This window comes from Allobosea sp. Root670 (assembly GCF_001429415.1).
GTDB lineage: Bacteria > Pseudomonadota > Alphaproteobacteria > Rhizobiales > Beijerinckiaceae > Allobosea > Allobosea robiniae.
Genome location: NZ_LMJU01000018.1, coordinates 89,315 through 111,430 on the forward strand (window position 1 = coordinate 89,315; position 22,116 = coordinate 111,430).

The 22,116-nt window shown below is 66.8% G+C and carries 20 protein-coding genes; 1 reads left to right on the forward strand and 19 read right to left on the reverse strand.

Annotation, left to right across the window (positions count from 1 at the left end):
* Window positions 1–33: 33 nt before the first annotated feature.
* From ASE61_RS21585 to ASE61_RS21625, 9 genes are all read right to left on the reverse strand, one after another.
* Window positions 34–1,518, reverse strand: a complete 1,485-nt coding sequence (locus ASE61_RS21585) for a mannitol dehydrogenase family protein (RefSeq protein ID WP_061970456.1) — start codon at window positions 1,516–1,518, stop codon at window positions 34–36.
* Between the two features lie 3 nt (window positions 1,519–1,521).
* Window positions 1,522–2,262 (reverse strand): glycerophosphodiester phosphodiesterase family protein, encoded by a 741-nt coding sequence (locus ASE61_RS21590; RefSeq protein WP_061970458.1) that lies wholly within the window; start codon window positions 2,260–2,262, stop codon window positions 1,522–1,524.
* Between the two features lie 40 nt (window positions 2,263–2,302).
* Entirely contained in the window at window positions 2,303–3,193 is an 891-nt protein-coding gene (gene ugpE, locus ASE61_RS21595) for a sn-glycerol-3-phosphate ABC transporter permease UgpE (RefSeq protein WP_061970459.1), read from the reverse strand.
* Between the two features lie 4 nt (window positions 3,194–3,197).
* Window positions 3,198–4,202: an ABC transporter permease subunit gene (locus ASE61_RS21600; protein WP_061970461.1), complete on the reverse strand. Its 1,005-nt coding sequence runs from the start codon at window positions 4,200–4,202 to the stop codon at window positions 3,198–3,200.
* The gene (locus ASE61_RS21605) at window positions 4,186–5,499 is read right to left on the reverse strand and encodes an extracellular solute-binding protein (RefSeq protein ID WP_061970462.1); all 1,314 of its coding nucleotides are present in this window, start codon (window positions 5,497–5,499) and stop codon (window positions 4,186–4,188) included. The genes ASE61_RS21600 and ASE61_RS21605 overlap by 17 nt, the downstream gene beginning before the upstream one ends.
* Before the next feature lie 158 nt (window positions 5,500–5,657).
* The gene (locus ASE61_RS21610) at window positions 5,658–6,605 is read right to left on the reverse strand and encodes a sugar-binding transcriptional regulator (RefSeq protein WP_061970464.1); all 948 of its coding nucleotides are present in this window, start codon (window positions 6,603–6,605) and stop codon (window positions 5,658–5,660) included.
* A gap of 8 nt (window positions 6,606–6,613) precedes the next feature.
* Window positions 6,614–7,291, reverse strand: coding sequence for an HAD family hydrolase (locus ASE61_RS21615; protein WP_061970465.1), 678 nt, complete (start codon window positions 7,289–7,291; stop codon window positions 6,614–6,616).
* A gap of 73 nt (window positions 7,292–7,364) precedes the next feature.
* Window positions 7,365–8,825 carry a xylulokinase gene (gene xylB, locus ASE61_RS21620; protein ID WP_061970467.1) on the reverse strand — a complete coding sequence of 487 codons (1,461 nt, stop codon included), beginning with the start codon at window positions 8,823–8,825 and terminating at the stop codon, window positions 7,365–7,367.
* 38 nt (window positions 8,826–8,863) lie between these two features.
* Window positions 8,864–9,904, reverse strand: a complete 1,041-nt coding sequence (locus ASE61_RS21625; protein WP_061970468.1) for a zinc-dependent alcohol dehydrogenase — start codon at window positions 9,902–9,904, stop codon at window positions 8,864–8,866.
* A gap of 194 nt (window positions 9,905–10,098) precedes the next feature.
* Here ASE61_RS21625 and ASE61_RS21630 point away from each other — a divergent pair, with 194 nt between their 5' ends.
* Window positions 10,099–11,049 carry a sugar-binding transcriptional regulator gene (locus ASE61_RS21630; protein WP_061970470.1) on the forward strand — a complete coding sequence of 317 codons (951 nt, stop codon included), beginning with the start codon at window positions 10,099–10,101 and terminating at the stop codon, window positions 11,047–11,049.
* Window positions 11,050–11,059: 10 nt separating this feature from the next.
* On the opposite strand, the gene ASE61_RS21635 is transcribed toward ASE61_RS21630, so the two are convergent.
* The 10 genes from ASE61_RS21635 to ASE61_RS21680 form a co-directional block, all read right to left on the reverse strand.
* Window positions 11,060–11,851, reverse strand: coding sequence for an inositol monophosphatase family protein (locus tag ASE61_RS21635; protein ID WP_061970471.1), 792 nt, complete (start codon window positions 11,849–11,851; stop codon window positions 11,060–11,062).
* Window positions 11,848–12,690: a phosphodiesterase gene (locus ASE61_RS21640; RefSeq protein ID WP_061970473.1), complete on the reverse strand. Its 843-nt coding sequence runs from the start codon at window positions 12,688–12,690 to the stop codon at window positions 11,848–11,850. Before ASE61_RS21640 ends, ASE61_RS21635 begins: the two co-directional genes overlap by 4 nt.
* An 83-nt stretch (window positions 12,691–12,773) precedes the next feature.
* Complete coding sequence (locus tag ASE61_RS21645) at window positions 12,774–14,078, reverse strand: ABC transporter substrate-binding protein (RefSeq protein WP_061970475.1); 1,305 nt, start codon at window positions 14,076–14,078, stop codon at window positions 12,774–12,776.
* Between the two features lie 156 nt (window positions 14,079–14,234).
* Window positions 14,235–15,110, reverse strand: a complete 876-nt coding sequence (locus tag ASE61_RS21650) for a carbohydrate ABC transporter permease (protein ID WP_061970476.1) — start codon at window positions 15,108–15,110, stop codon at window positions 14,235–14,237.
* The gene (locus tag ASE61_RS21655; RefSeq protein ID WP_061970478.1) at window positions 15,110–16,033 is read right to left on the reverse strand and encodes a carbohydrate ABC transporter permease; all 924 of its coding nucleotides are present in this window, start codon (window positions 16,031–16,033) and stop codon (window positions 15,110–15,112) included. The genes ASE61_RS21650 and ASE61_RS21655 overlap by 1 nt, the downstream gene beginning before the upstream one ends.
* Window positions 16,030–17,223 carry an ABC transporter ATP-binding protein gene (locus tag ASE61_RS21660; RefSeq protein WP_061970479.1) on the reverse strand — a complete coding sequence of 398 codons (1,194 nt, stop codon included), beginning with the start codon at window positions 17,221–17,223 and terminating at the stop codon, window positions 16,030–16,032. Before ASE61_RS21660 ends, ASE61_RS21655 begins: the two co-directional genes overlap by 4 nt.
* A 95-nt stretch (window positions 17,224–17,318) precedes the next feature.
* Entirely contained in the window at window positions 17,319–18,140 is an 822-nt protein-coding gene (locus tag ASE61_RS21665; protein ID WP_061970481.1) for a metallophosphoesterase family protein, read from the reverse strand.
* A gap of 154 nt (window positions 18,141–18,294) precedes the next feature.
* The gene (locus ASE61_RS21670) at window positions 18,295–19,023 is read right to left on the reverse strand and encodes an SDR family oxidoreductase (protein WP_061970482.1); all 729 of its coding nucleotides are present in this window, start codon (window positions 19,021–19,023) and stop codon (window positions 18,295–18,297) included.
* On the reverse strand, window positions 19,020–20,675 hold the full coding sequence (locus tag ASE61_RS21675; RefSeq protein ID WP_061970484.1) for an FGGY-family carbohydrate kinase: 1,656 nt from the start codon (window positions 20,673–20,675) through the stop codon (window positions 19,020–19,022). The genes ASE61_RS21670 and ASE61_RS21675 overlap by 4 nt, the downstream gene beginning before the upstream one ends.
* A gap of 1 nt (window position 20,676) precedes the next feature.
* Entirely contained in the window at window positions 20,677–22,116 is a 1,440-nt protein-coding gene (locus ASE61_RS21680; RefSeq protein ID WP_061970485.1) for an FAD-dependent oxidoreductase, read from the reverse strand.

Consider the following 22,116-nt stretch of genomic DNA (forward strand, 5'->3'; position numbering starts at 1 on the left):
CGCTCCCCCGGCCCGGCCCGTGCGGCCGCTCTCTCAGGAGCCGCGCGCGGCAAGGTAATGGTCGAGGCTCGCGCGGGTTCCTGACCGCCAGAGACGCTGCAGCGCCAGCGTGAAGCTATCGCGGAAGCGCTGGTTCGTCCCGAGGTCGCCGTAGACATCCTGCATTGCAAGCCAGGCTTCGGGCATTTGCCGGGCCTGCTGCGCCTGCGTCGTCAGCTGCGACCAGTTCGGGTCATTCGGCGCGATCGCCTGCCCGCTTTCGGTTTCGCCATGGCAGTAGCGGCACCATAGCGCGCTGACGAGGGCGAGGCCGTCGATGGAGCGACCGCTCTGCAAGGCGTCGCGCAATGTCGGCAGGATGAATTTCGGCTGGCGGTTCGAGCCATCGAGGCAAAGTCGGCGGATGGTATCGCCGATCTTCGGATTGGCGAAGCGTCGCTCGATCGTGCGCTTGTAGTCGGCGAGATCGGTGTCCGGCACCGGCGGAACGACGGGGATGATCTCGTCGTCGAGCAGTGCCGAGAGGAAGCGGGCGATCTGGGCATCCTGCATCGCCTCATGGACGAAATGGATGTCGAGCAGGCCTGCCGGATAGGCGATCGCCGCGTGTCCGCCGTTGAGGATGCGGATCTTCATCAGTTCGAAGGGCGCGACATCGGCGACGAACTGGACGCCGACCTCTTCGAGGCGCGGCCGGCCGGCCGGGAAATGATCCTCCAGCACCCATTGCCTGAAGTCCTCGCAGAAGACCGGGCGGCTGTCCTCGATGCCGAAATCGTCGCGCAGCGTCTGACGTTCGCGTTCCGAGGTCGCGGGGGTGATGCGGTCGACCATGCCGTTGGGAAAGGCCACGCTCTCGCGGATCCAGCGCGCCTCAGTGGGATCGATGAGATCGACGAGCCCGGCGACGGCATCCGCCGTGACATGGCCATTACCCGGCAGGTTGTCGCAGGACATCACGGTGAAGGGCGGCAAGCCGGCCGCGCGCCGCCTCAGCAACCCGGCGGCGATCAGGCCGAAAGCGGTCTTCGGATGTGCGAGGCGATCTGTGGCATCGGCGAGGATATCGGGATGGCCGGGATCGAAGGCCTGCGTCGCCGGATCAATGTAATAGCCGCCTTCGGTGACGGTCAGCGACACGATCCGCGTGCGGGGATCGACAAGTTTTTCGAGAACCGCTGCGCTGTCGCCCGGCGCGACGAAATCGATCATGGCACCGGTCACGCGCGCCTGCGAGTGTTCGGCCTCCTGCGTCACCACCGTGGTCAGGAAGCCCTGCGCAGCGAGATCGCGGCCCATCTCGGTATCGCTCTCACGCACGCCGGTGCCGACGATGGCCCAGTCGCGATCCAGCCCGCGCTCGAACAATTCGTCGAGATAGGCGGCCTGATGGGCGCGATGGAAGTTGCCGACGCCGATATGGACGATGCCGGGGCTCAGCTCGTCCCGCCGGTAGCCGGGGATGCCGACCGACGGCCCGAGCTGTCCAAGCGTGGCGCGGGACAGGCGCACTGCCATGGCTCAGGCCTGCCTTGTCTTGCGCAGCATCAAGGCGAGGTCCGGGCGGTCACTGGTGATCTGCGAGATCGGCTGGCCCAGCCAGAAATCGAGCTCGCGCACGGTATTGGGCACCCAGGCGCCGAGCTTGTCGCGCCCGACGATGCCGACGGCACGATCGACGCAGAGCCGTAGCAGCGATTGCTCGACCGCGATGATGCAGCCGAGATCGACGAAGCGCTGCAAGGTTCGGTCGACGCCGCCGAAGGCCTCGCAGGAGCGGCGATCGACCGAGGCGAGCCGGCGCATATGCGGGGCCTTGGCCCGGATCTCCTCGATCACCTCCGGCACAAAGCAAGTCAGCACGACATGGGAGGCCATCTTGCGGGCTTCGACCAGCGCGATCACCTTGTCGAGCAGGCCGGGATAGGGATTGCCATAGGCATCCATCTTCATCTCGATCTCGAGTTCGATCCCGGTCGGGCCGAAGATGTCGAGCACCTCCGGCAAGGTCGGGATCGTCTCGCCGAGCGTGTCGTCGAGCTTCACCTTGGCGAGCGCGGCGCGCGAGAGATGCGCGACCGGGCCCTTGTGGTCGGTGGTGCGGTCGAGCAGCGGGTCATGGATCACCATGATCTCGCCGTCGCTGGACAGGTGCACATCGAGCTCGACCGCGTCGACGCCGAGGCCGCAGGTGTTGCGGAAGCCGCTCAGGCTGTTCTCCGCCCAGATGTTGCGCGCGCCGCGATGACCGATGATCCGCATGTCGATGAGCCCTGTTGCCTGTTGGCGGGTTATTCGCCGGCTATTTGCCGCTGTCCACCAGCCCCTTCACGAACCAGCGCTGGAGGACGAGGATGACGAGGGTCGGCGGCAGCATCGTCAGGAAGGCCGCGTTCATCAGGAGATGCCAGGTCGGCAGCGAGTCGCTCTGCGGCATCAGTTTCTTCAGGCCGATCACGGCATTGGCCATGGCGGGCTCGGTGGTCAGCAGGAGCGGCCAGAGATACTGGTTCCAGCCCATCAGGAAGAGGATGATCGCCAGCGCCACGATGTTCGAGCGCGAGAGCGGCAGCAGGATCAGCCGGAAGAACTGCCAGGGCGTGGCGCCGTCGATGCGGGCGGCCTCGCAGAGCTCGTCGGGGATGGTGAGGAAGAACTGGCGGAACAGGAAGGTCGCGGTCGCCGAGGCGATCAGCGGCAGGATCAGGCCCGAATAGGTGTTGACCAGGTTCCAGTCGAGACCGACCAGAGCCTCGATGCCGAGCCAGGAGCCGAGGATGTTGAGCGGCAGCGCGACATTCGCCGCCGACTCGTAGGTCGGCACGATGCGCACCTCGATCGGCAGCATCAGCGACATGAAGATCAGCCAGAAGGCCGTCATCCGGAAGGGGAAGCGGAAATAGGTGACTGCGAAGGCCGCGATCACCGAGACCGCGAGCTTCCCGATGGTGATGCCCGAGGCGATGATGAAGGAGTTGAGCAGGAGCCGGCCGAAATTGGCGCTGCTGAGAACGGTCTGCATATTCGCCAGGAACTGGTCGCCGGGCAGCCAGGACATCGGCACCTGCATGATCTCGGCCTGTGAGAGCGAGCCGGTGACGAAGACGAAATAGATCGGCAGGCAGACGAGCGCCGCGCCCACCAGCAGGATGAGGTGACAGACGGCGTCGATGACAGGGGTACGTTCGTTCATCGCTCTAGACGCTGTAGTTCACGCGGCGCTCCACGAAGCGGAACTGCGCGAAGGTCAGGAACAGCGCGAGCGCCATCAGCACCACGGATTGCGCCGCCGACGAGCCGAGGTCTAGCGTGACGAAGCCATCCTGATAGACCTTGTAGACGAGGATCGAGGTGGCGCCGGCGGGGCCGCCCCGCGTGGTCGCATCGATGATGGCGAAGGTCTCGAACAGCCCGTAGACGAAGTTGATCACGATCAGGAAGAACAGCGTCGGCGTGATCATCGGCAGCGAGATGCGCAGGAAGCGCTGGACCGGCCCGGCGCCGTCGAGATAGGCGGATTCGAGGATCGACTGCGGCACCGACATCAGCGCGGCGACGAGGAAGATGTAGTTGTAGCAGATGTGCTTCCACGAGGCCGCCATCACGACCAGCGCGAGCGCGTGCCAGGAATTGCGGTTCGGGTCCCAGTCCAGCCCCAGCCCCTGCAGCATCTGCGCGACAGGGCCGACGCGGGGATTGAACAGGAAGGCGAGCATGATGCCGGCGATCGCGGGCGCGATGGCATAGGGCAGCAGCAGGACGGTGCGGTAGGCGCCGCGCCCGCGCAGGATGTGGTTCGAGGCGAAGGCGAGCAGCAGCGCGACCGACAGCGTCAGCACGTTCTGCGCGAGGGTGAAGATCAGCGTCACCTGCGCCGAGGACCAGTAGACCCCGCTGCGGAAAAGCCGCTCGAAATTCTGGAAGCCGACCCATTGCGTGGTGGCGCCGAACGGGTCCGTCAGCTGGAAAGCCTGGATCAGCGCCCTGATCGAGGGGATGAAGAAGAACAGCAGCAGGATGAAGAGCTGCGGCGCGAGCAGCCAGAAGGGCAGGCGCCATTCCTTGAAATGGGCGCGCTTCAGTCCGCTTTCGGCCTGACCATCGCCGGCCCCCTTCAGGAGCAGGCGCCGGAACGGCCAGCGGAGACGAGAGCCTCCGCCAGCCGTTCCGGGAAGGGTAGCCGTATTATTTCTTGCCGGCATTGAGCTGCTCGTAGCGGCGCAGCACCTCGTTGCCGCGCGAGACCGCATCGTCGAGCGCCTGCTGCACCGGCTTCTTGCCGAGGAAGGCGGCCGAGACCTCCTCCATGATCCCGACATTGATCTGGTTGCTGTTGCCGATGCGGAAGCCGAGCGAATTGTCGCTGGGCGTGCCGCGCATCAACTGCACCACGGCGATCTCGCGGGTCGGGTTCTTCTGGTAGTAGCCCTGCGCCTTGGCCGCTTCATAGGCCGCGGTGGTGACCGGGACATAGCCCGTCGCCTGATGCCACCAGACCTGCGTGTCGGTCTTGGCGAGGAAATCGTAGAAGGCGGCGACCGCCTTGTACTTCTCCGGCGTATGGCCCTTCAGGGTCCAGAGCGCGGCGCCGCCGATGACGCTGTTCCGGGGGGTGACGCCCTGTTCATAAGGCAATTCGGCGGCGCTCCAGTCGAATTTCGCGGCGGCGACGACGGCGGCATGCGAGGCGGTCGAGGCGATGATCGTCGAGCATTCGCCGGAGGTGAAGAGCTGGATCGGGATGATACCCTGGCCGGCGAGCTGCATCACGTTGGACGAGACCAGCCGTTTCATGCGCTCGACCTGGCCGACGAGCTTGCCCTTGTTGAAGACGAAACTGGTGTCGAGGCCGTCCATGCCGTTGCGCTTGGTCGCATACGGGATGTCGTTCACCGCGCTGTAGTTCTCGAGGAAGCTCCACTCGTAGTCGCCCGGCAGCACCATCGCGCATTTCGAAACGCCCTTGGCCTTGATCGCGTCGAGCTGCGGCTCGAGCTCCTGCCAGGTCGCGCCGGGCTTGTCGAAGCCGGCGGCTTTGAAGTGGTCGCGGTTGTAGAACAGGATCGGCGTCGAGGAGTTGAATGGCATCGCCTGCAGCTTGCCGCCGATCGTGTAGTAGCTGACCACCGGCGCGATGAATTTCGCGGCGTCGATCGGGTGGCCCTGCTGCGCCATCAATTCAGCGGTCGGGACGATGGCTCCGGAATTGACCATCGTCAGGAAGGAACGCTCGTTCGACTGCACGATCTCGGGCTGGCGCTTGGCGCGATAGGCCGCGATCGTGCCGTTCAGGACCTCGTCGTAATTGCCCTTGGCGATCGCCTTGACGACGTAATCCTTCTGCGAGTCGTTGAACTTCTTGACGAGATCGTCGACGCGCTCGCCGAGCGCGCCGCTCATCGCGTGCCAGAACTCGATTTCCGTCGCCGCCTGCGCGGAGCTGAGCCCCGCCAGCAGCAGAGCGCCCGCGCCCGCCAAGGCACCATAGAAAGGTCGCATGTCAAAGCCTCCCTCATCCGTTTTATGCGAGCATATGCTCTTTGTTGAAGCATATGCTCGCACACTGGCTTGTTATGTCAACCGTTGGTGACGGGCGGATGACAGCCGTGCGCGATCGCTCGCGGGCAGCGGATGGAGGTGCAGGTTGATGGGCGGAGTCAGTCCGCGAGGAGCGCGCGGGCGGTGTCCTCGTCCGTGACGAGGCCGTTGACGATCTTGCCGGCCAGTGCGGCGCGCAATGGCGCGACCTTGGCGGCGCCCTGGCCGATGCAGATGCGCAGGCGGGCGCTGCCGGGCTCCGGCGGCACGCTGGTGACGCGCAGATTGGTGCCGCGCTCGAGGAAGCGGCCTTCGGCGTCGAAGACCCAGCCTGTGACCTCGCCGACCGCGCCGTGGCGGACCATGTCGAGCAATTCGCTGCGTGTCATGAAGCCGTCCCGGTACAGGACGGCGTCCTCGCCGATCTGGCTGATGCCCATCATCCAGAGATCGGCCTCGCCGGCGATGGCGCGGATGCGCCGGATCGACTCGATCTCGATGAGCTGGGCGCGTTCCTCGGGGCTCGAGACGTAGAGCGGCAGCGGCATCGGGAAATGCTGCGCCTTGGTGATCTCGGCGAGCTTGACCAGCGTGTCGAAAGGGCTGGCCGAGCCGTCCGGCGAGATGGTGCCGACCAGCGAAACCAGCCGGTGCAGCGGGCAGGACATCGGCGGAACGCGCTCGATGCTGGCGCGCATCGAGCGACCGGTGCCGAGCGCCATGACCAGCGATTTGCGCGAGCGCAGCCAGCGCTCGATCAGCACGCCGCCGAGCGCGGCGATGCCGGCTGCGCCGGTTTCCGCCGAGCCGTCCGAAGGGGCGACATCGCAATGCAGCAGCTCGAAACGGTCGCGCAGCCGGGCGGCGAGGTCCATGCAGGTGCTGATCGGGTGGTTCATCCGGAAGCTGATCAGCCCCTCGCTGCGACAGAGCGAGACAAGGCGCTGCGCCGCCGGGCGCGAGATGTTCAGGATCTGCGCGATATCGTCCTGGGTGCGGCCGGCGATATAATAGAGCCAGCCGGCGCGGGCGGCGTCTTCGAGGCGGGTGCTGTCGTTGTCGGCCATCGGACCCGTCAGGTGGCGGCCGGCGCGAGCGCGAGCTCCCGCCAGGATTCGAAGAGGCGGTCGGCCCCGGCGGCGAGAAGCGCCTGCCGCTGATCCAGTACGGCAAAATGGCTCCCGGCAGCGAGGCCATAGGCCGTCATGCCCGCGGCCTTCGCGGCCATGACGCCGCTGACGCTGTCCTCGACCACCAGGCAGCGTTCGGGTGCGACGCCGCGCTCGCCCGCCGCCAGCAGGAAGAGGTCGGGCGCCGGCTTGCCGCGTTTGACGCGCGTTGTGCTGAAGATTCGGCCTTCGAACAGGTCCCAGAGACCGGTCTGGCGCAGGCAGATCTCAATGCGCTCCTCATCGCTCGACGAGGCGACGCAATAGTCGCTTCCGAACGTCTTGACGGCCTCGCGAACGCCCTCGACCGGCTGGAGGTCGTTCCTGAAGGCGGTGAAGAGCTGTGCCCGCCAATCCCGCGTGAAATCAGCCGAGGCCGGGCGGCCGGTCATTCTCTCGTAATCCTCGACGACTGCGCTGGCCGGCCGCCCGAGATAGCGGCGCATGACCATCTCCAGATCATAGCCGGGATCGAAAGGCGAGAGAATATCGACCAGCGTCTGGCAGCTGATGGTTTCGCTGTCGACGAGCACGCCGTCGCAATCGAGGATGACGAGGTCGAAAGGGGAGAGCGGCTGAGGCATCGGGCAACAATCGATTTGAACGGATGCTCACATGAAGAGCATTCGCCCGATTGTCTGTCAAACCCGTTTCCGATCAGCGCAACGTGCGACTGACCTCCGCAGCACGACGCCAGGCCGCGTAGCGCTCCGCATAGGCCGCTGCCCTGGCAGGATGCGGCATGAAGGTATCGGCTTCGCCTGATGGCGGCGTGCAGACCGTCTCGGGCTGCTCGCCGGTGCAGGCCAGACGGGCGAGGCGCGCGGCCCCGAAGGCGGCGCCGGCCTCGGCCTGGCGATAGCGCTTGAGCGGCAGGTTCAACGCGTCGGCGAGGATCGACAGCCACAGATCCGAGCGCGCGCCGCCGCCGATCGCCAGGGCCTCCTCGATCGGCGAGGTCCCGGCCTCCAAGGCCTCCTTGCCATCCCTGAAGGCGAAGGCGACGCCTTCCAGCACCGCCTGGGTCATGGTCCGCCGATCGGCCTCGTGGCCAAGGCCGGCGAAGATGCCCCGCATCTGTGGATCGTTATGAGGCGTGCGCTCTCCCGAAAGGTAGGGCGTGAAAAGCACCGGCGAGGGCTGCTCCGCCTGCGGGCCGAGTTCGTTCAGCAGTGCAGCCTCCGAGTGCCCGCAGACCGAAGCCCACCAGCTCAGGCTGGCGGCGGCCGAGAGATGGACCGACATCTGGTGCCAGCGATCCGGCAAGGCGTGGCAGAAGGCATGGACGGCGCTGCCCGCGCGCGGCTCGAAGCCGGCGGTCGTGCGCCAGAACACCCCGGAGGTGCCCAGCGACAGGAAGCTTGATCCCGTTGCCACGGCGCCCAGCCCGATCGCCCCGGCGGCATTGTCGCCAGCGCCACCAGCGAAGAGGGGCGGAGCATCGAAGCCGAGTTCGCGGCTGAGGTCGGGGCGCATGCGGCCGGCCGGTTGCGAGCCCTCGACGAGCGCAGGCATGTGGCTGCGGTCGAGCCCGGTCGCTGCCAGCATCCGGTCTGACCAGTCGCGGCGGCCGATATCGAGCCAGAGCGTGCCGGAAGCGTCGGACATCTCCTCGATCGCCTCACCGGTCAATGTCAGCCGCAGATAGGCCTTCGGCAGCAGTACCTTGCGGGTACGGCGGAAGATGTCCGGCTCGAGCTTGCGTACCCAGAGCAGCTTGGGCGCGGTGAAGCCGGGCATTGCGATATTGCCGGTGATCGCGCGGGACTCGGGCTCGATCGCCTCGATCTCCGCACATTCGGCTTCGGCACGGCCGTCATTCCAGAGGATGCAGGGGCGCAGCGGTTCATCGCGCTCGTCCAGCAGCACCGCGCCATGCATCTGCCCGGAGAGGCCGATGCCGGCGCAGCGACGGAAGGCATCGGGCGTGGCAACCCTCAGGCTGCGCAGGACGTCGAGCGTGGCGGCAACCCAATCGGCGGGTGCCTGCTCCGACCAGAGCGGGAAGGGGCGGCTGACGACGAGGTCTCGCGCCGCCGTGGCGAGCACGCTCTGCCGGTCATCGACCAGAACGGCCTTGACCGAGGACGTCCCGAGATCGATGCCGATGAAGCTCACATCAGGGGCCTTTGGCGCGGGTTCAGCGGTGCCTGGGGTCAGCGATGGTCCTGGGGCAAGCCGCCCGGATAGATCATGCTCTTGACCATACCAGCTTCATTGGCGGCGTGGCGCTGGAAGGCGGCCGGCCCCTCGGCAAGCGGAAAGCGGTGGCTGACCACGGCCTCGACATCGACCTTGCCCAGCGCCACCAACTCGATCGCGCGCGGATAGACATGGCCCATCCGGCGCGAGAACTTGATGTTGAGCCCGCGTCTGCGCGCTTCGGCTGCTGGGATCACGTAGCTGTCGCCATCGGGAATGCCGACCAGCACGACGCGGCCGCCGATGCGGGCGGCGCGGATCGCGTCGCGGAAGCCTTCCGGGGCGTTGGTCGCCTCGATCACCAGCGGCAGGCCCTCGCCCTTCGTCCATTCGGCGATGTCGGCAACGCTGGCGCCGGCCTTGCTCGCGCCAAGCTTGAGCGCCAGCTCGCGGCGATGCGGCTGCGGATCGCAGGCGAGGATTTCGCCGACGCCGGCAGTCCGCAGCACCTGCAGGATCAGCAGCCCGATCGGGCCGCAGCCGATCAGCGCCACGCGTTCGAGCAGGCGCGGCCTGGCGAGGTCCACCGCATGGATCGCGACGCCGAGCGGCTCGAGCATGACGGCATCGCTCGGCGAGAAAGTCTCGGGCACCGCGACGATCTGCGATGTCGGCACCCAGATCCGCTCGGTCATCGCCCCGTCATGCGGGGGAGCGCCGATGAAGACGACGTCGGGACAGAGGTTAGGATGGCCATTTCGGCAATGCTCGCACTGCCCGCAGGCCTGGTTGGGATCGACGGCGACGAGGGCACCGCGCGTCAGGCCGAGCTCCGGCAGATCCTCGGTCAGCCAGCCGCTGAACTCATGGCCGGGGACGAAGGGCGTGGCGATCACGGCCGAGCCGATGCCGCCATCCTTGTAGTAATGCAGGTCGCTGCCGCACAGGCCGACCGCGGCGACATCGAGCAGGGTCTCACCCGGAACCCCCTCGCGGAGATTGAACGGGGCGACGCGCGCATCGCCAGCGGCGTGGAGGAAGACGGCATGGGACATGGAGGTCGGCGCTCGTTTCGCTGAAGGCCTTCGACAAATGTATTTTGTGATTTACATTGGTTTGCGTCAAGCGCGAAACCGCATGGGCTCTGCGCGTTGTGGGAGAGCCCGAAAGCGATGTAAGCCAGCTTGAGCCCTCGCCGAATGCCGCCGCGCTTGCCGCCGGCGCAAGCCCACCGCATCAGGATGCCGCCATGCCGGAGGAACCCCAGACGCAAGTTCGAGCCGCCTGGCTCTACTACATGGAGGGTTTGACCCAGGCGGAGATCGCGGAACGGCTGAAGATGACGCGCCTGCGCGTCAACCGGCTCCTGGTCGAGGCCCGCAGCAGCGGTCTCGTCAACATCACCATCAATTCCCGGCTGGAAAGCTGCGTCCGGTTGGAACGTGCGCTGATGGCGCAATTCGGCCTGAAGGACGCGATCGTCGTGCCGAGCCCCGCCGATCCCGGCCAGATCGCGGCGCAGATCGGCAAGGCGGCCGGCGAGCTCGTCTCGCGCATCGTCGAGGAGAAGCCCTCCGGCGTCTTCGGTGTCGGCTGGGGCGGCACGCTTCGGGAAACCATCCGCCACATCCGCGCCGGGCAATATCGCGACCTCGCCGTGACCTCGATGATGGGTGGGCTGACCTATGGCATCGAGATCAACACCTTCGAGATCGCGAGCCGTTTCGCCCGGCTCTGGCAGGCGCAGTGCCATTATCTGGCGGCGCCGATCTATGCCGGCACGCCGCAATCGCGCGACACGATCCTGGCGCAGGATGTATTCGAGGCCGCCTTCGCGCGGATCAGGGCGACCGATGTCGCGATCCTCAGCGCGGGCGACCTGAGCGAGCGTTCGTTATTGGTGCGCTACGGGCTGCCGGGCGATGTCGGCGCCGCGGAACTGGCGGAAGCCGGCGCGGTCGGCGACATGCTCGGCCAGTTCATCGATCGCAGCGGCCAGGCGATCGATCACCCGCTCAATCGCCGCGCCATCGCCCTGCCGCTCGACGCCTTGCGTCGGATACCGACCGTGATCCTGGCCTCGGGCGGGACCAACAAGGCCGAGGTCATCGCCGCCACGCTGCGGGGCAAGCTAGCATCCGTGCTGATCACGGACGAGGACGCGGCGGCGGCGGTGCTGGAGCACGCGGCGTCCGCCTGAGGGCCGCGTCTCAGGCGCTGCGGATCGCTTGCAGCAACTCCTCGTGGATCAGGCCGTTGGTGACGACCTTCTCGAGGTCCTCGTCCAGCGAATCCCGGCCGTCGACCGTCGTCACCCGGCCGCCCGCCGCCCGCACCAGTGGCATCGCCGCGGCATGCGAGACGATATCGGCCTTGAGACCGATGAAGGCGTCAAGCCGCCCGGCCGCCACCAGCGACATCTCCAGCCCGCCGGAGACGATGACCCGCACGCCGCGGCACAGGCCGGCGAGGCGGCGGATGACATCGCTCGTCCGGTTCGCGTCCTCGGTGCTGTAATGCGAGGTCAGGCAGATCGAAACGACGGCGTCGCTCAGGCGTGCCGTGGTTGAAACGCGTGCCGGCCGGCCGTCTATCGTTGCGATGCCACCTTCCGCAAAGCGCGCGGAAAGCCCGACGAGCGGCGCATGGGTCAGGCCGAGCACGGTGCGGCCCTGCTCCTGATAGGCCAGGGTGACCGAGAACCAAGGCAGGCCGGAGGCGTAGTTCACCGTGCCGTCGAGCGGGTCGATGATCCAGCGCGGCGCCTGTTCCGAGCCGGAGAAGCCGGCCTCCTCCGAGAGGATCGCGGCCTCCGGCGTCAGGGCACGCAGGCCGTCGATGACGAGGCGCTCGGAGGCGAGATCGGCCGCCGTGACCACATCGTTCAGTTCCTTGCGGGTGACGCCGAGCTCGGCGCCCTGCATCTGCACGAGCACCTCACCGGCCCGGCGCGCGAGGGCATCGGCCTGATCGAGCAGGGCGAGAAGGCGGGGTTCGGTCATCGGGCAGGCCCCGTCTGCGGCTTTCCGGTATAGGCGGGATCGAGCACGAAATCCCGGCGCGGTCCATAGTCGCCGATCGGCTGGAGATGGCTGACCAGACCGAGGCCGGGCTTCCAGACATGGAGCGCCAGCGCGGGGGGCTCCATCACGAACCTGTTCTCGGTGCCGGGCCTGAGATCGAGCGCGACCTGATGGGCGGTGCCCGGCACGACATAGCCGATGGTGCCGGCGAAGCGGAGCTGGATCGGTCGGTGATAATGGCCGCAGAGCACGCGCTCGATCTCGGGATGATCAGCAATCAGGCCGGCGAAGCCCGGCGAGACCTTGCAGGGCATGATGTCCATGCCGTCGACGCCGACGGGGAAGGGCGGATGGTGCATGAAGATCACCGTCGGCTTGCCTTGTCCCTGCGCGAGCTGCCCGGCGAGCCAGGCCTCGCGGGCGGCGCAGATCTCGCCGCCATCCTCGCCCGCGACGACGGTGTCGAGCCCGATCAGCCGGACCGGGAAATCGTCGATCACATAGTGCAGAAAGCCCGCTTGCGGCAGGTAAGGGTGATCGGGACGCAATTCCGCGGCGAAGGTGTCGCGGCGGTCGTGATTGCCGGGAATGACATAGATCGGCATAGGCAGGCGCCGCAGTGCTGCACTGACGATGCCGTATTCCTCCGGCAGGCCGCAATCCGAGAGGTCTCCGGTGACCAGCACGCAGTCGGGCTGCGGCTCCAGCTTCAGGATCTCGTCCACGGCGCGTTCGATCGCCGGGTTGGTCTCGACGATGCCATAGGCGGGGTTGCCATGGGGGCGGGCATGAAAGTCGCTGAGCTGGGCGATGATCATCGCGGGAAACGTCCGGTCGTGGGGAAAGGGAAGCCGCCCGGTCGGAACCGGGCGGCGAGGGGTCTGCGCCAAAGCGCGGCCGCTTATTTCATCAGGGCTTCGGTCTCGGAGACGATGCGCTCGATGCCGGCCTTGGGCTGGATCTCGCCGCGCATCACGCCGGCGACGACCTCGCGCTGCTGGCGCCAGATGCGCACCGAATTGCCGCCCGGATAGCCTTCCCACGGCGCGGCGCGGGAAACCTGGCCGTTGATGGTCCGGAAGTTGGCATTCGCCTTGTAGAACGGGCCGAGGAAGGCGTCCTCGCCGGCGCGCAGGTTGGTCGGCATGTAGCCGGCGGTTTCGACGACGATCTTCTGGGCTTCGGGGCCCGTGACGAACTTGATGAACTCCCAGGCGGCCTTCTGCTTGGCCGGGTCCTTCGCGGTGATCAACGCCGCGTTGCCGCCGGTCGGCAGCTTGCCCTTGGCCTTGTCGTCGACCGGGAAGAGCGCCGTCTTCAGCGTGAAGCGGTCGCCGATCAGGTCGGTGACCTGGCGCAGCCGGGCGGGAGTGTCGAAGAAGATGCCGATCTTGCCGGCGATAAACTGCTGGCGAGACTGGTCCCAGTCGATCAGCGGCATGCCGCCATCGGTGACGAAGCTGCGCAGCAGCGACAGCGTTTTCTCGCCGACCGCGCCGCCGAAGGCGACCTTCTTGCCGTCGGCCGACAGCATGGAATGGCCGGCTTGCAGGATCACGCCGCGCCAGAGCCAGTCATCCGGCCAGTCATGGATATTGTAGGCCATGCCGGCGGTGTCGCCGCTGTGGATCTTCTTGGCGAGCGCGACGGTGTCGGCCCAGTTGTCCGGCATCTTGTCGGGATCGCCGCCGGCCTTCTTCACCAGCTCGGCATTGAAATACATCAGCGGCGTCGAGGCGTTGAAGGCGAGGCCGACCTGCTTGCCGCCGACCTGGGCGAGCGAGAGCAGCGCATCGGAGTAATTGGCCTTGCGCCAGGCTTCCGGCTCCGCCTTGAGCAGGGGGCCGAGATCGACGACCTGCTTGCGCTTGTCGAGGCTCTCGACCAGCTCGGTCAGCAGATGGAAGCCGGAATAGTAGACATCCGGGAGCTGGTTGGTCACCGACGAACGGAGCATCGCCTGGTGGCCTTCGTCATAGCTCGCGGCCGGCGCCCGGAAATTGATCTTGATGTCCGGGTGCTTCTTCATGAATTCCGCGGCAATCGGCTCGTGGAACTTGGCGAAGGCCGGGAAGGCGTAGAGCACGTCGAGCGTGACCTGTGCCTTCGCGGCCGTCGAGGCAATGAGGGTCAATGCCGCCGCGGCCAGCGCATTTCCGTATTTCTTCGAAATGCGGAAATGCGCCTGGCTGTCGTTGGATCGCATTTTCTTCACGCGAACCGGTACCCACTTCGCTCGAAAATGCTCCAAGACTTTGCCGAGAGGTTTCATGCGTGATCTCCTTGGCATGGACAGCGGGGCTGTCGGGTTGCAGTTGCTTCAGGCCTGAACTCTTGGCGGGGTGGGCGGCGCTGTGGCCGGCTACTTCACCCCGGTCATGGTGATGCCGTCGATGAACCGGCGACGGGCGACGAGGAAGGCGATGACGAGCGGCGCGGTCAGGATCGTCGCGGCTGCGGTCAGCGCGCCATAGTTCGATCCGGTCTCGGCATCGGCGAAGAACATCATCCCGAGCGGCGGCGGCGCGAGCTTGGCGTCGGAGATCACGATCAATGGCCAGTAGAGGTCATTCCAATGCGCTACGGCCGAGAACACCGAGAAGGCGGCGATGGCCGGCCAGGCGCTCGGCGTGACGATGCGCCAGACGATCTCGAACTCGCTCATGCCGTCGAGCCGGGCGGCGTTGATGATGTCGTCGGGAAAGCTGCGGAAGAACTGGCGGAACAGGAAGATGGCGAAGACCGAGAGGAAGAACGGCACCATCATCGAGAAATAGGTGTTGAGCAGCCCGAGCTGGGCGAGCGCGATATAGAGCGGCATCGCCGGCACCTGCACGGGAATGCACAGGCCGAGCAGCACCAGCACGAAGAGCGCGTTGCGGCCGGGGAAGTCGAGCTTCGCCAGCGCATAGGCGCAAGGGATCGCGACGAGAAGCTGCACGATCAGGATGCCGCCGCAGAGGATGACGCCGTTCAGCGCGAAGCGCAGCAGCGGCGCCTTCTCCATGGCGAAGCCGTAATTCTGCAGGCCGTAGAACTGCTTCGGCCAGAGCGAGATCTCGGCGCTGAAGATCTCGGCCGGCGGCTTGATCGAGGTCACCAGCATCCAGACGAACGGCGCCAGCATGAAGATCGCGCCGGCGATCAGAACGCCATGGATCAGCACCAGCGAGAGGAAGCGGCGCAGCACCGAATGGACGGGCGTGACCGTGGCGGTGGGGAGCGCGAGATCGGTCATCAGTAGTGCACCTTCTTGTCGAGGGCGAAGGTCTGCACGGCCGAGAAGACGAGGATGAAGGCGAGGAAGATGAAGGTCAGCGCCGCGGCATAGCCGGTGTGGAAATACTGAAAGCCCTCGAGATAGATGTTGTAGAGCAGCACCTCGGTGGAGCCGACCGGGCCACCGCGCGTCATCACCGCCACCGTGTCGAAGATCTTGAAGGCGGTGATCATCGTGGTGACCAGGACGAACATCGTCGTCGGGCCGAGCAGCGGCCAGGTGATGGTCAGGAAGCGGTCGATCCCGCTGGAGCAGCCGTCGATATCGGCAGCTTCGTAGAGATCGCGCGGGATCGCGGTCAGCCCGGCGAGGAACAGGATCATGTTGAAGCCGATCAGCTGCCAGATGCCGATCACCGCGAGCGTCGCCAGCGCGGTCGAGGGCTCGCTGAGGAAGGCGACCGGTGCAAATCCCAGCCATTTCAGCAGGCCGTTGACCGGGCCGAGCGAGGGATGGAGCAGGAATTGCCAGACCGTCGCCATGGCGATCAGCGTCGAGGTCACCGGCAGGAAATAGACCACCTCGTAGAAGGAGCGCGTGCGCTTGCGCCGATGCACCAGCACAGCGATCAGGAGCGCACCGAACACGCCGCCCGGCACGACGATGGCCACGTAGAGCAATGTGTTGACGAGGGAGCGCCGGATGATCGGATCGGCCAGCGCCTTCTGGAAATTCGTCAGCCCGACCCAGTCCATGTCGACGCCGCCGAACTCGTAATTGGTCAGGCTGAGCCAGAGCAGGACGGCGAGCGGGATCAGGATCGTCAGCAGCAGCAGAATGAAAGCCGGCAGGGCGAAGCCGAGCCCGGTGACGCGCTCGATCCAGAGCCTGCGGCGCGCGGCGGGGGCAAAATCGGCTTGGGATGCAAGGGCGAGGGTCATGCGCCCGCCCTCAATGGCACGACCGAGGCGGTCGCGGCGCCCGGGCCGCGCGGCTCGAGGCGCTCGCCATCGGCGGCGAAGACGTGGGCGGCGGCCTCGTCGAAACCGAGCGTGACCTCGGCGGCCTCGTTCACGCCGGCGGCTGCGGCCGGCGTGGCGCGCATGGTCACGCCGGTGGCATCGCGCCCGGCGAGGTCGAAATGCAGGATGTATTCGGAGCCGAGATTCTCCTTGCGCCGCAGGCGGGCGGAGAACCAGGCACGACCACTGCCGCCGGGCTCGCCCTGGACCAGCGAGAGGGCCTCGGAGCGGATGCCGAGCGTAACGGCCTGTCCCGACGCGAGCGGAACGGCGAGCGCCAGCGGCCGGCCGAAGAGTTCGAGGCGCCCGCCATTCGTGACCGTCGCGGGCAGCAGGTTGATCGCCGGGCTGCCGATGAACTGCGCGACCTTGAGCGAGGCCGGCTTCTCGTAGAGCTGGGAGGGCGTGCCGAGTTGCAGCACGGAGCCTGAATCCATCATCGCGACGCGGTCCGACATCGTCATCGCCTCGACCTGGTCGTGCGTGACATAGATGAAGGTCGCGCCGAGGCGCTTGTGCAATTCGGCCAGTTCCGTACGCATATGGACACGCAATTTGGCGTCGAGATTGGAGAGCGGCTCGTCCATCAAGAAGACGTCGGGATTGCGCACCATGGCGCGCCCGAGCGCAACGCGCTGGCGCTGGCCGCCCGAGAGCTGGGCCGGCTTGCGCTGAAGCAGATGATCGAGCTGGAGCTGCGCCGCGACCGCCGCGACATCGGTCTCGATGCCGCGCATCACGCTGCGGCGCTGGGCGGAGAGTTGCCGCAGCAGCGGCAGGCGCTGCCAGAGCTTGAGCCGCGACATCGTCAGCGGCAGGGCGATGTTCGCGCCGACGCTCATATGCGGATAGAGCGCATAGGACTGGAACACCATGGCGACGCGTCGTTCATGCGGGCGCAGATGGTCGACGCGATTGCCGCCGATCGCGACGCTGCCGGCATCGTGATGTTCGAGCCCGGCGATGATCCGGATCAGCGTCGATTTCCCGCAGCCGGACGGGCCGACCAGCGTCAGGAACTCGCCATCGGCGATGTCGAGATCGATGCCGCCGAGAACCTTCGTCGGTCCGAAGGACTTGGCGATCGAGGAGAGTGCGACCTTGGCCATGGCGTTCGCCTTTCTTTCGGCCCTCTGGGCTCGTCGTTGGGCGTGTCTTGGTTGGGCGTATCTTGCCCGGCGCCCGCAGGCGGCCGGGAGAGGTCTCAGGCAGCGTGCGGCGGGTAGACCTCGTGGATCACGTCGTCGATCCAGAGCGTCTTCAGCGCGGATATTTCGTGGATCTTGGCCGTGAAATCCCGTCCGTCGAAGGTGTAGGAGACGGCGCCGAGCGTGGTCGTGCCGGCCATGCCGGGCTGCAATTCGGGGCCCACGACGAAGCCGGAAGAGGGGCCCCAGATGTAGCGCGTGCCGGCGAGCGTGAAGTCATGCGCACGGTGCAGGTGGCCGCTGGCGACGAAGGCGACCGCGTGACGGCTGATGAGATCGAGCAGATGCGCGCGCGGCCGCGGCGGGACGCTCCAATAGCCCATGTCACCCTCGTCGGGGGCCTCGACGAAGAGCGGGCGGTGCAGGAACCAGCCGAGGCGGCGGCCCTGCGCTTCGGCAATCTGCCGGTCGAGCCAGGCGAGCTGGCGGGCCTCCTCGGCTTCGTCGCTGCCGAAGAGCATCGAATTGAGACCGATCAATCGCCAGTCTTCGAGATCGCGGACCCAGAAATCCGCGCCGATATGCTCCCGCCAGCGGGCAAGGCGGGCGGCGTTCACCGGCTGGTGCGGGTGATAGGCCTCGCCGACATCGTGATTGCCGGGGATGCTGAGCACCGGCACGCCAAGCGCATCGAGCAGGGCGCGGCAGTGGCGCATGTCCTCGTCGGCATCTGCTCCGTCGACGGTGACGTCACCGGTATGGATGACGAGGTCCGGGGCGCTGGCAGCAAGCCACGCCGTCAGCGGAGCCCAGTTATCGGCGAAATGCCGCTTGTTCGGGCTCAGATGGGTGTCGGAAATCTGCACGATACGCTGCATGTCCCCTCCGGAATTCGCCACTTCATCGGGCGACCGTCTGTCCCCTGCGTGAGCGGGGGGCAGCGGCTTTGCCTTGGATCATACAAATGAATGTTTGATGACACAATTGTATTTTTAGTGCTCGCCGCCTCCGTGGCGATGAAAACATTGCCGGCTAGAGATCCGTGCTTTGCGGCAGGATCACGAGGTCGCGGATCGTGACGTTGCGCGGCCGGGTCAGCATGAAATGCACGGCCTCCGCCACCTCCTCCGCTTCGATCAGGCCGCCGCGAGCCCGTTCGGCGTCGAGCTTCTCCTGCGGCCAGTCGGCGATCAGGGCGGTCACCACCGGCCCGGGCAGGACGGCGCCGACGCGCAGCCCATATGGGATGACCTGACGGCGCAACGTATGGACGAAGGCCTGCACGGCGTGTTTCGAGGCGGTGTAGATGGGCTCCCAGACCACGGGAGCGACACCGGCCACGGAACTGGTGACGAGGATGTCGCCGGTCTTGCGCGCGATCATGTGCGGCAGCACGGCGTGAATGCTGCGGAAGACCGCGTTGACGTTGAGGTTCAGCATGCGGTCCCAGGCATCGGGATCGCCCTCGCTGACCGGGCCGCCGACATAGGAGCCGGCATTGGCATGGAAGATGTCGAGCGGGCCCGCCTTGTCGAGAATTCCAGACAGCATGCCGGCAACGGAAGCAGGATCGGTCAGGTCGATGACAAGCGGGATGGCATTGGAGCCGAGAGGCTTGCAGGCCTGCGCGAGCGCTTCGCCATCGCGGTCGACCAATGCGACGCGGGCGCCGGCGGCGAGCAGGCGCTTCGCGCAGGCGAGGCCGATCCCCGAGGCGGCTCCAGTGATCGCAGCGGTCTTTCCGGTCAGGTCCTGGGTCACGTCGGGTTCTCCGATAGAGCTTGTTTCTGCGCCGGCCGCATGAGTTCGCGCGCCGTGCGGGCCGCCGCCTGGAGCGTTTCGAAAGCAGCGAGGCGGTGCGCATGCAGGTTGGCGATTTCGCCGTCGGCTGGTGTGAAGATCGCGGCGCTGGGCGCCATGCCGGTCATGGCTTCGTCAAGGTCCGGGAAGGCTTTCGCGGCTGTCGCCGCTAGCATGGCGGAGCCGAGCAGGACGGGGTCGACATCATCGGGGGCCAGCAGAGGCAGCCCGGAACAATCCGCCAGCAATTGCCGGATCAGAGGATGGCGCCCGGCACCGCCGCTGAGCACGATCGCTTCGATGATTGCACCCTTGGTGCGGCTGGCCTCGATGATCTGGCGCAGGCCGTAGCCGATGCCGGTGAGGCCGGCGACGTAGAGCGTGACGAGATTGTCGAGGTCGCGTTCCATGCCGAGTCCGGCAATCACGGCACGCGCCTGCGGATCGGCATGGGGCGAGCGATTGCCGAGAAAGTCGGGCACGACAATGAGATTGCCTGCGAGGCGGGCCACTTCCGACGGTGTGGTGGCATGGCCGGCGGCGCGTGCGGCGAGCCAGTCAGGCAGGGAGAGCCCCTCCGCTTCGGCAAGGCGCTGCGCCTCGGGCGTCGCCGGATGGAAGCCGATGAGTTGCTCGATGGCGGCGCCAGCACCGGATTGTCCGCCCTCGCTCAACCAGAGACCGGGCGCCATGGCGGAGAAGTAGGGCCCCCAGATGCCGGGGATGAAGATCGGCTCGCGGCTGCTCGCCATGGTGCAGGCCGAGGTGCCGAAGACATAGGCCATGCGCGTCAGCGCCGAGCCGTGCGGCGAGCGCACGCCGACCGAGCCGACACCGCCGGCATGGGCGTCGATCAGCCCCGCTGCGACGGCGATGCCGGGCTTCAGACCGAGTTCGGTGGCGGCCTGCTCGGTGAGACCGTTGCCGAGTGGAGTACCGCCCGGAACGATCTCGGTGCCGATGCGGGCGAAACCGTCGTCGGCGAGGTCGTCGAGCCCGATCTGCCGGAAATAGCTCGCATCCCAGCGCCCTTCATGGGCGAGATAGGTCCATTTGCAGGTGACCGTGCAGGTCGAGCGCGCCAGCGAGCCGGTCGCGCGCCAGGTCAGGAAGTCCGGCAGGTCGAAGAACTGCCAGGCTGCGTCATAGCTCGTCGGAAGGTTCTCCCGAAGCCAGAGCAGCTTCGGCGTTTCCATCTCCGGCGAGATCGTGCCGCCGACATAGGCGAGGACCGGATGCCTGGTCGCGTTGATGCGCTCCGTCTGCTCGAGAGCGCGGTGGTCCATCCAGACGATGATGTCGCGTGTGGCATCGCCATGGGGGCCGACGGGGAGGGGGGTGCCGCCCGGTCCGAGCACGACCAGCGAACAGGTCGCATCGAAGCCGATGCCAGCGATGTCGTCCCGCCCGAGCCCAGCCTCGGCCATCGCCTCACGGACGCTGGCGCAGACCGCTTGCCAGATATTCGCGCTCGACTGCTCGGCGATATCCGGCCCGTCGCGATAGAGCGCGATGTCGCGCTTCGCCGTCGCGAGCATCCGCCCGGTACCGTCGAAGATGCCGGCCCGGGCGCTGCCGGTGCCGACATCGATGCCGATGAAATGCCGGGGCATCTCAGGCGGCGGCGCGGTTCGGCGGCCCGGCGCGGGTCCCGTCGGGGTTGCGCAGATAGACGCCGCGCTCGAGCTGCTGGCGGCGCAATTCCCCGACATCGATATCGGCCGGCGGCCGGTTGCCGCGCACCGAGATCTTGGCGGCGCGGCCTGCCGCCTCGCCCATCGCCATGCAGGTCGCCATGACGCGGATCGCGCCCATCGCCTCATGCGTCGCTGAGATGCTGCGGCCGGCCACCAGCAGGTTGCCGATCTTCTGCGGCACCAGCGAGCGATAGGGGATGTCGTAGCAGTCGCCGCACCAGATCAGCGTGCAGCCATCGTCGGCCGGGCGGTGGATGTCGATCGGATAGCTCGCCACTGCGATGGCGTCGTCGAAATGCGTGCAGGCGAGCACGTCCTCCTGCGTCATCACGTATTGGCCGCGGATGCGGCGCGTCTCGCGGATGCCGAGGAAGGGTGCGGTCTTGGTGAAATAGGCCTTCTCGAAGCCCGGCACATAGCCGATGAGATAGGCGACGATGTCGTCGATCTGGGCGCGGCCCTCGATCTCGCCCTTGGTCAGGCTGCGGGCGTCGGTGCCGTCCGTGCCCTTGACGCGGGTCATGTTGATCCAGACCTCGCCCTTCTTCAGGCCGGTGATGATGATGGTGCGCTCGTTCGGGATCTGCAGTCCGCGCTCGGCCTTGGCCTTGGCCATGAGTTCGCGCATGCCGACGACGATGAACTGGTGGTTCTGGCCGAAATACTCGGCCGGGATGAAGTCGGTGAGATAGGTGCGCGCTGCCGGCGGGGCGTTGGCGATCGAGAGCCGGAGCGCATCGGTATCGACGCCGGCAAGGCAGAACATCAGCGTCGGCGGCTGCATGCCGCCATGCTCGTTGCCCTTCTCGGTCGGCACGCCCGCGCTGTAGGCGACGTCGGCATCGCCGCTGCAATCGATCACGACCTTGGCGAGGATGGCGGTGCGGCCACTCTTGCTCTCGGTGATGACGCCGCGGATCGTGTCGTTCTCGACCAGCGCCCCGGCGAAGAAGGTGTAGAACAGAACGTCGACGCCGGCTTCCGTCAACATCTCCAGCGCGACCGTCTTCACCGCCTCGGGCTCGACCAGCGTGATGCCCATGTGGAGGGGGCAGGGCCGGTGCTCGCTCGCGCCCTGGCGTTCCCGGCGCAGCCGCTCGATGAATTTCTGCGGCAGGCCGTCGATGATCTGGTTGCCCTTCTGGCCGAGGAAGCCGAGCACCGGCAGGCCGATCGTCATGTTGCCGCCGACGAAGCTGCGGCTCTCGATCAGCCCGACGCGCAGGCCGTCCTCGGCGGCGGCGAGAGCGGCTGTGAGGCCCGAGGGGCCGCCGCCGACGACAAGCACGTCATATTCAGCGGAGACGGGGATGGAGCGGGCCGGCTCCTCGATGAAGCGGGTCGCGGCGGTCGACAT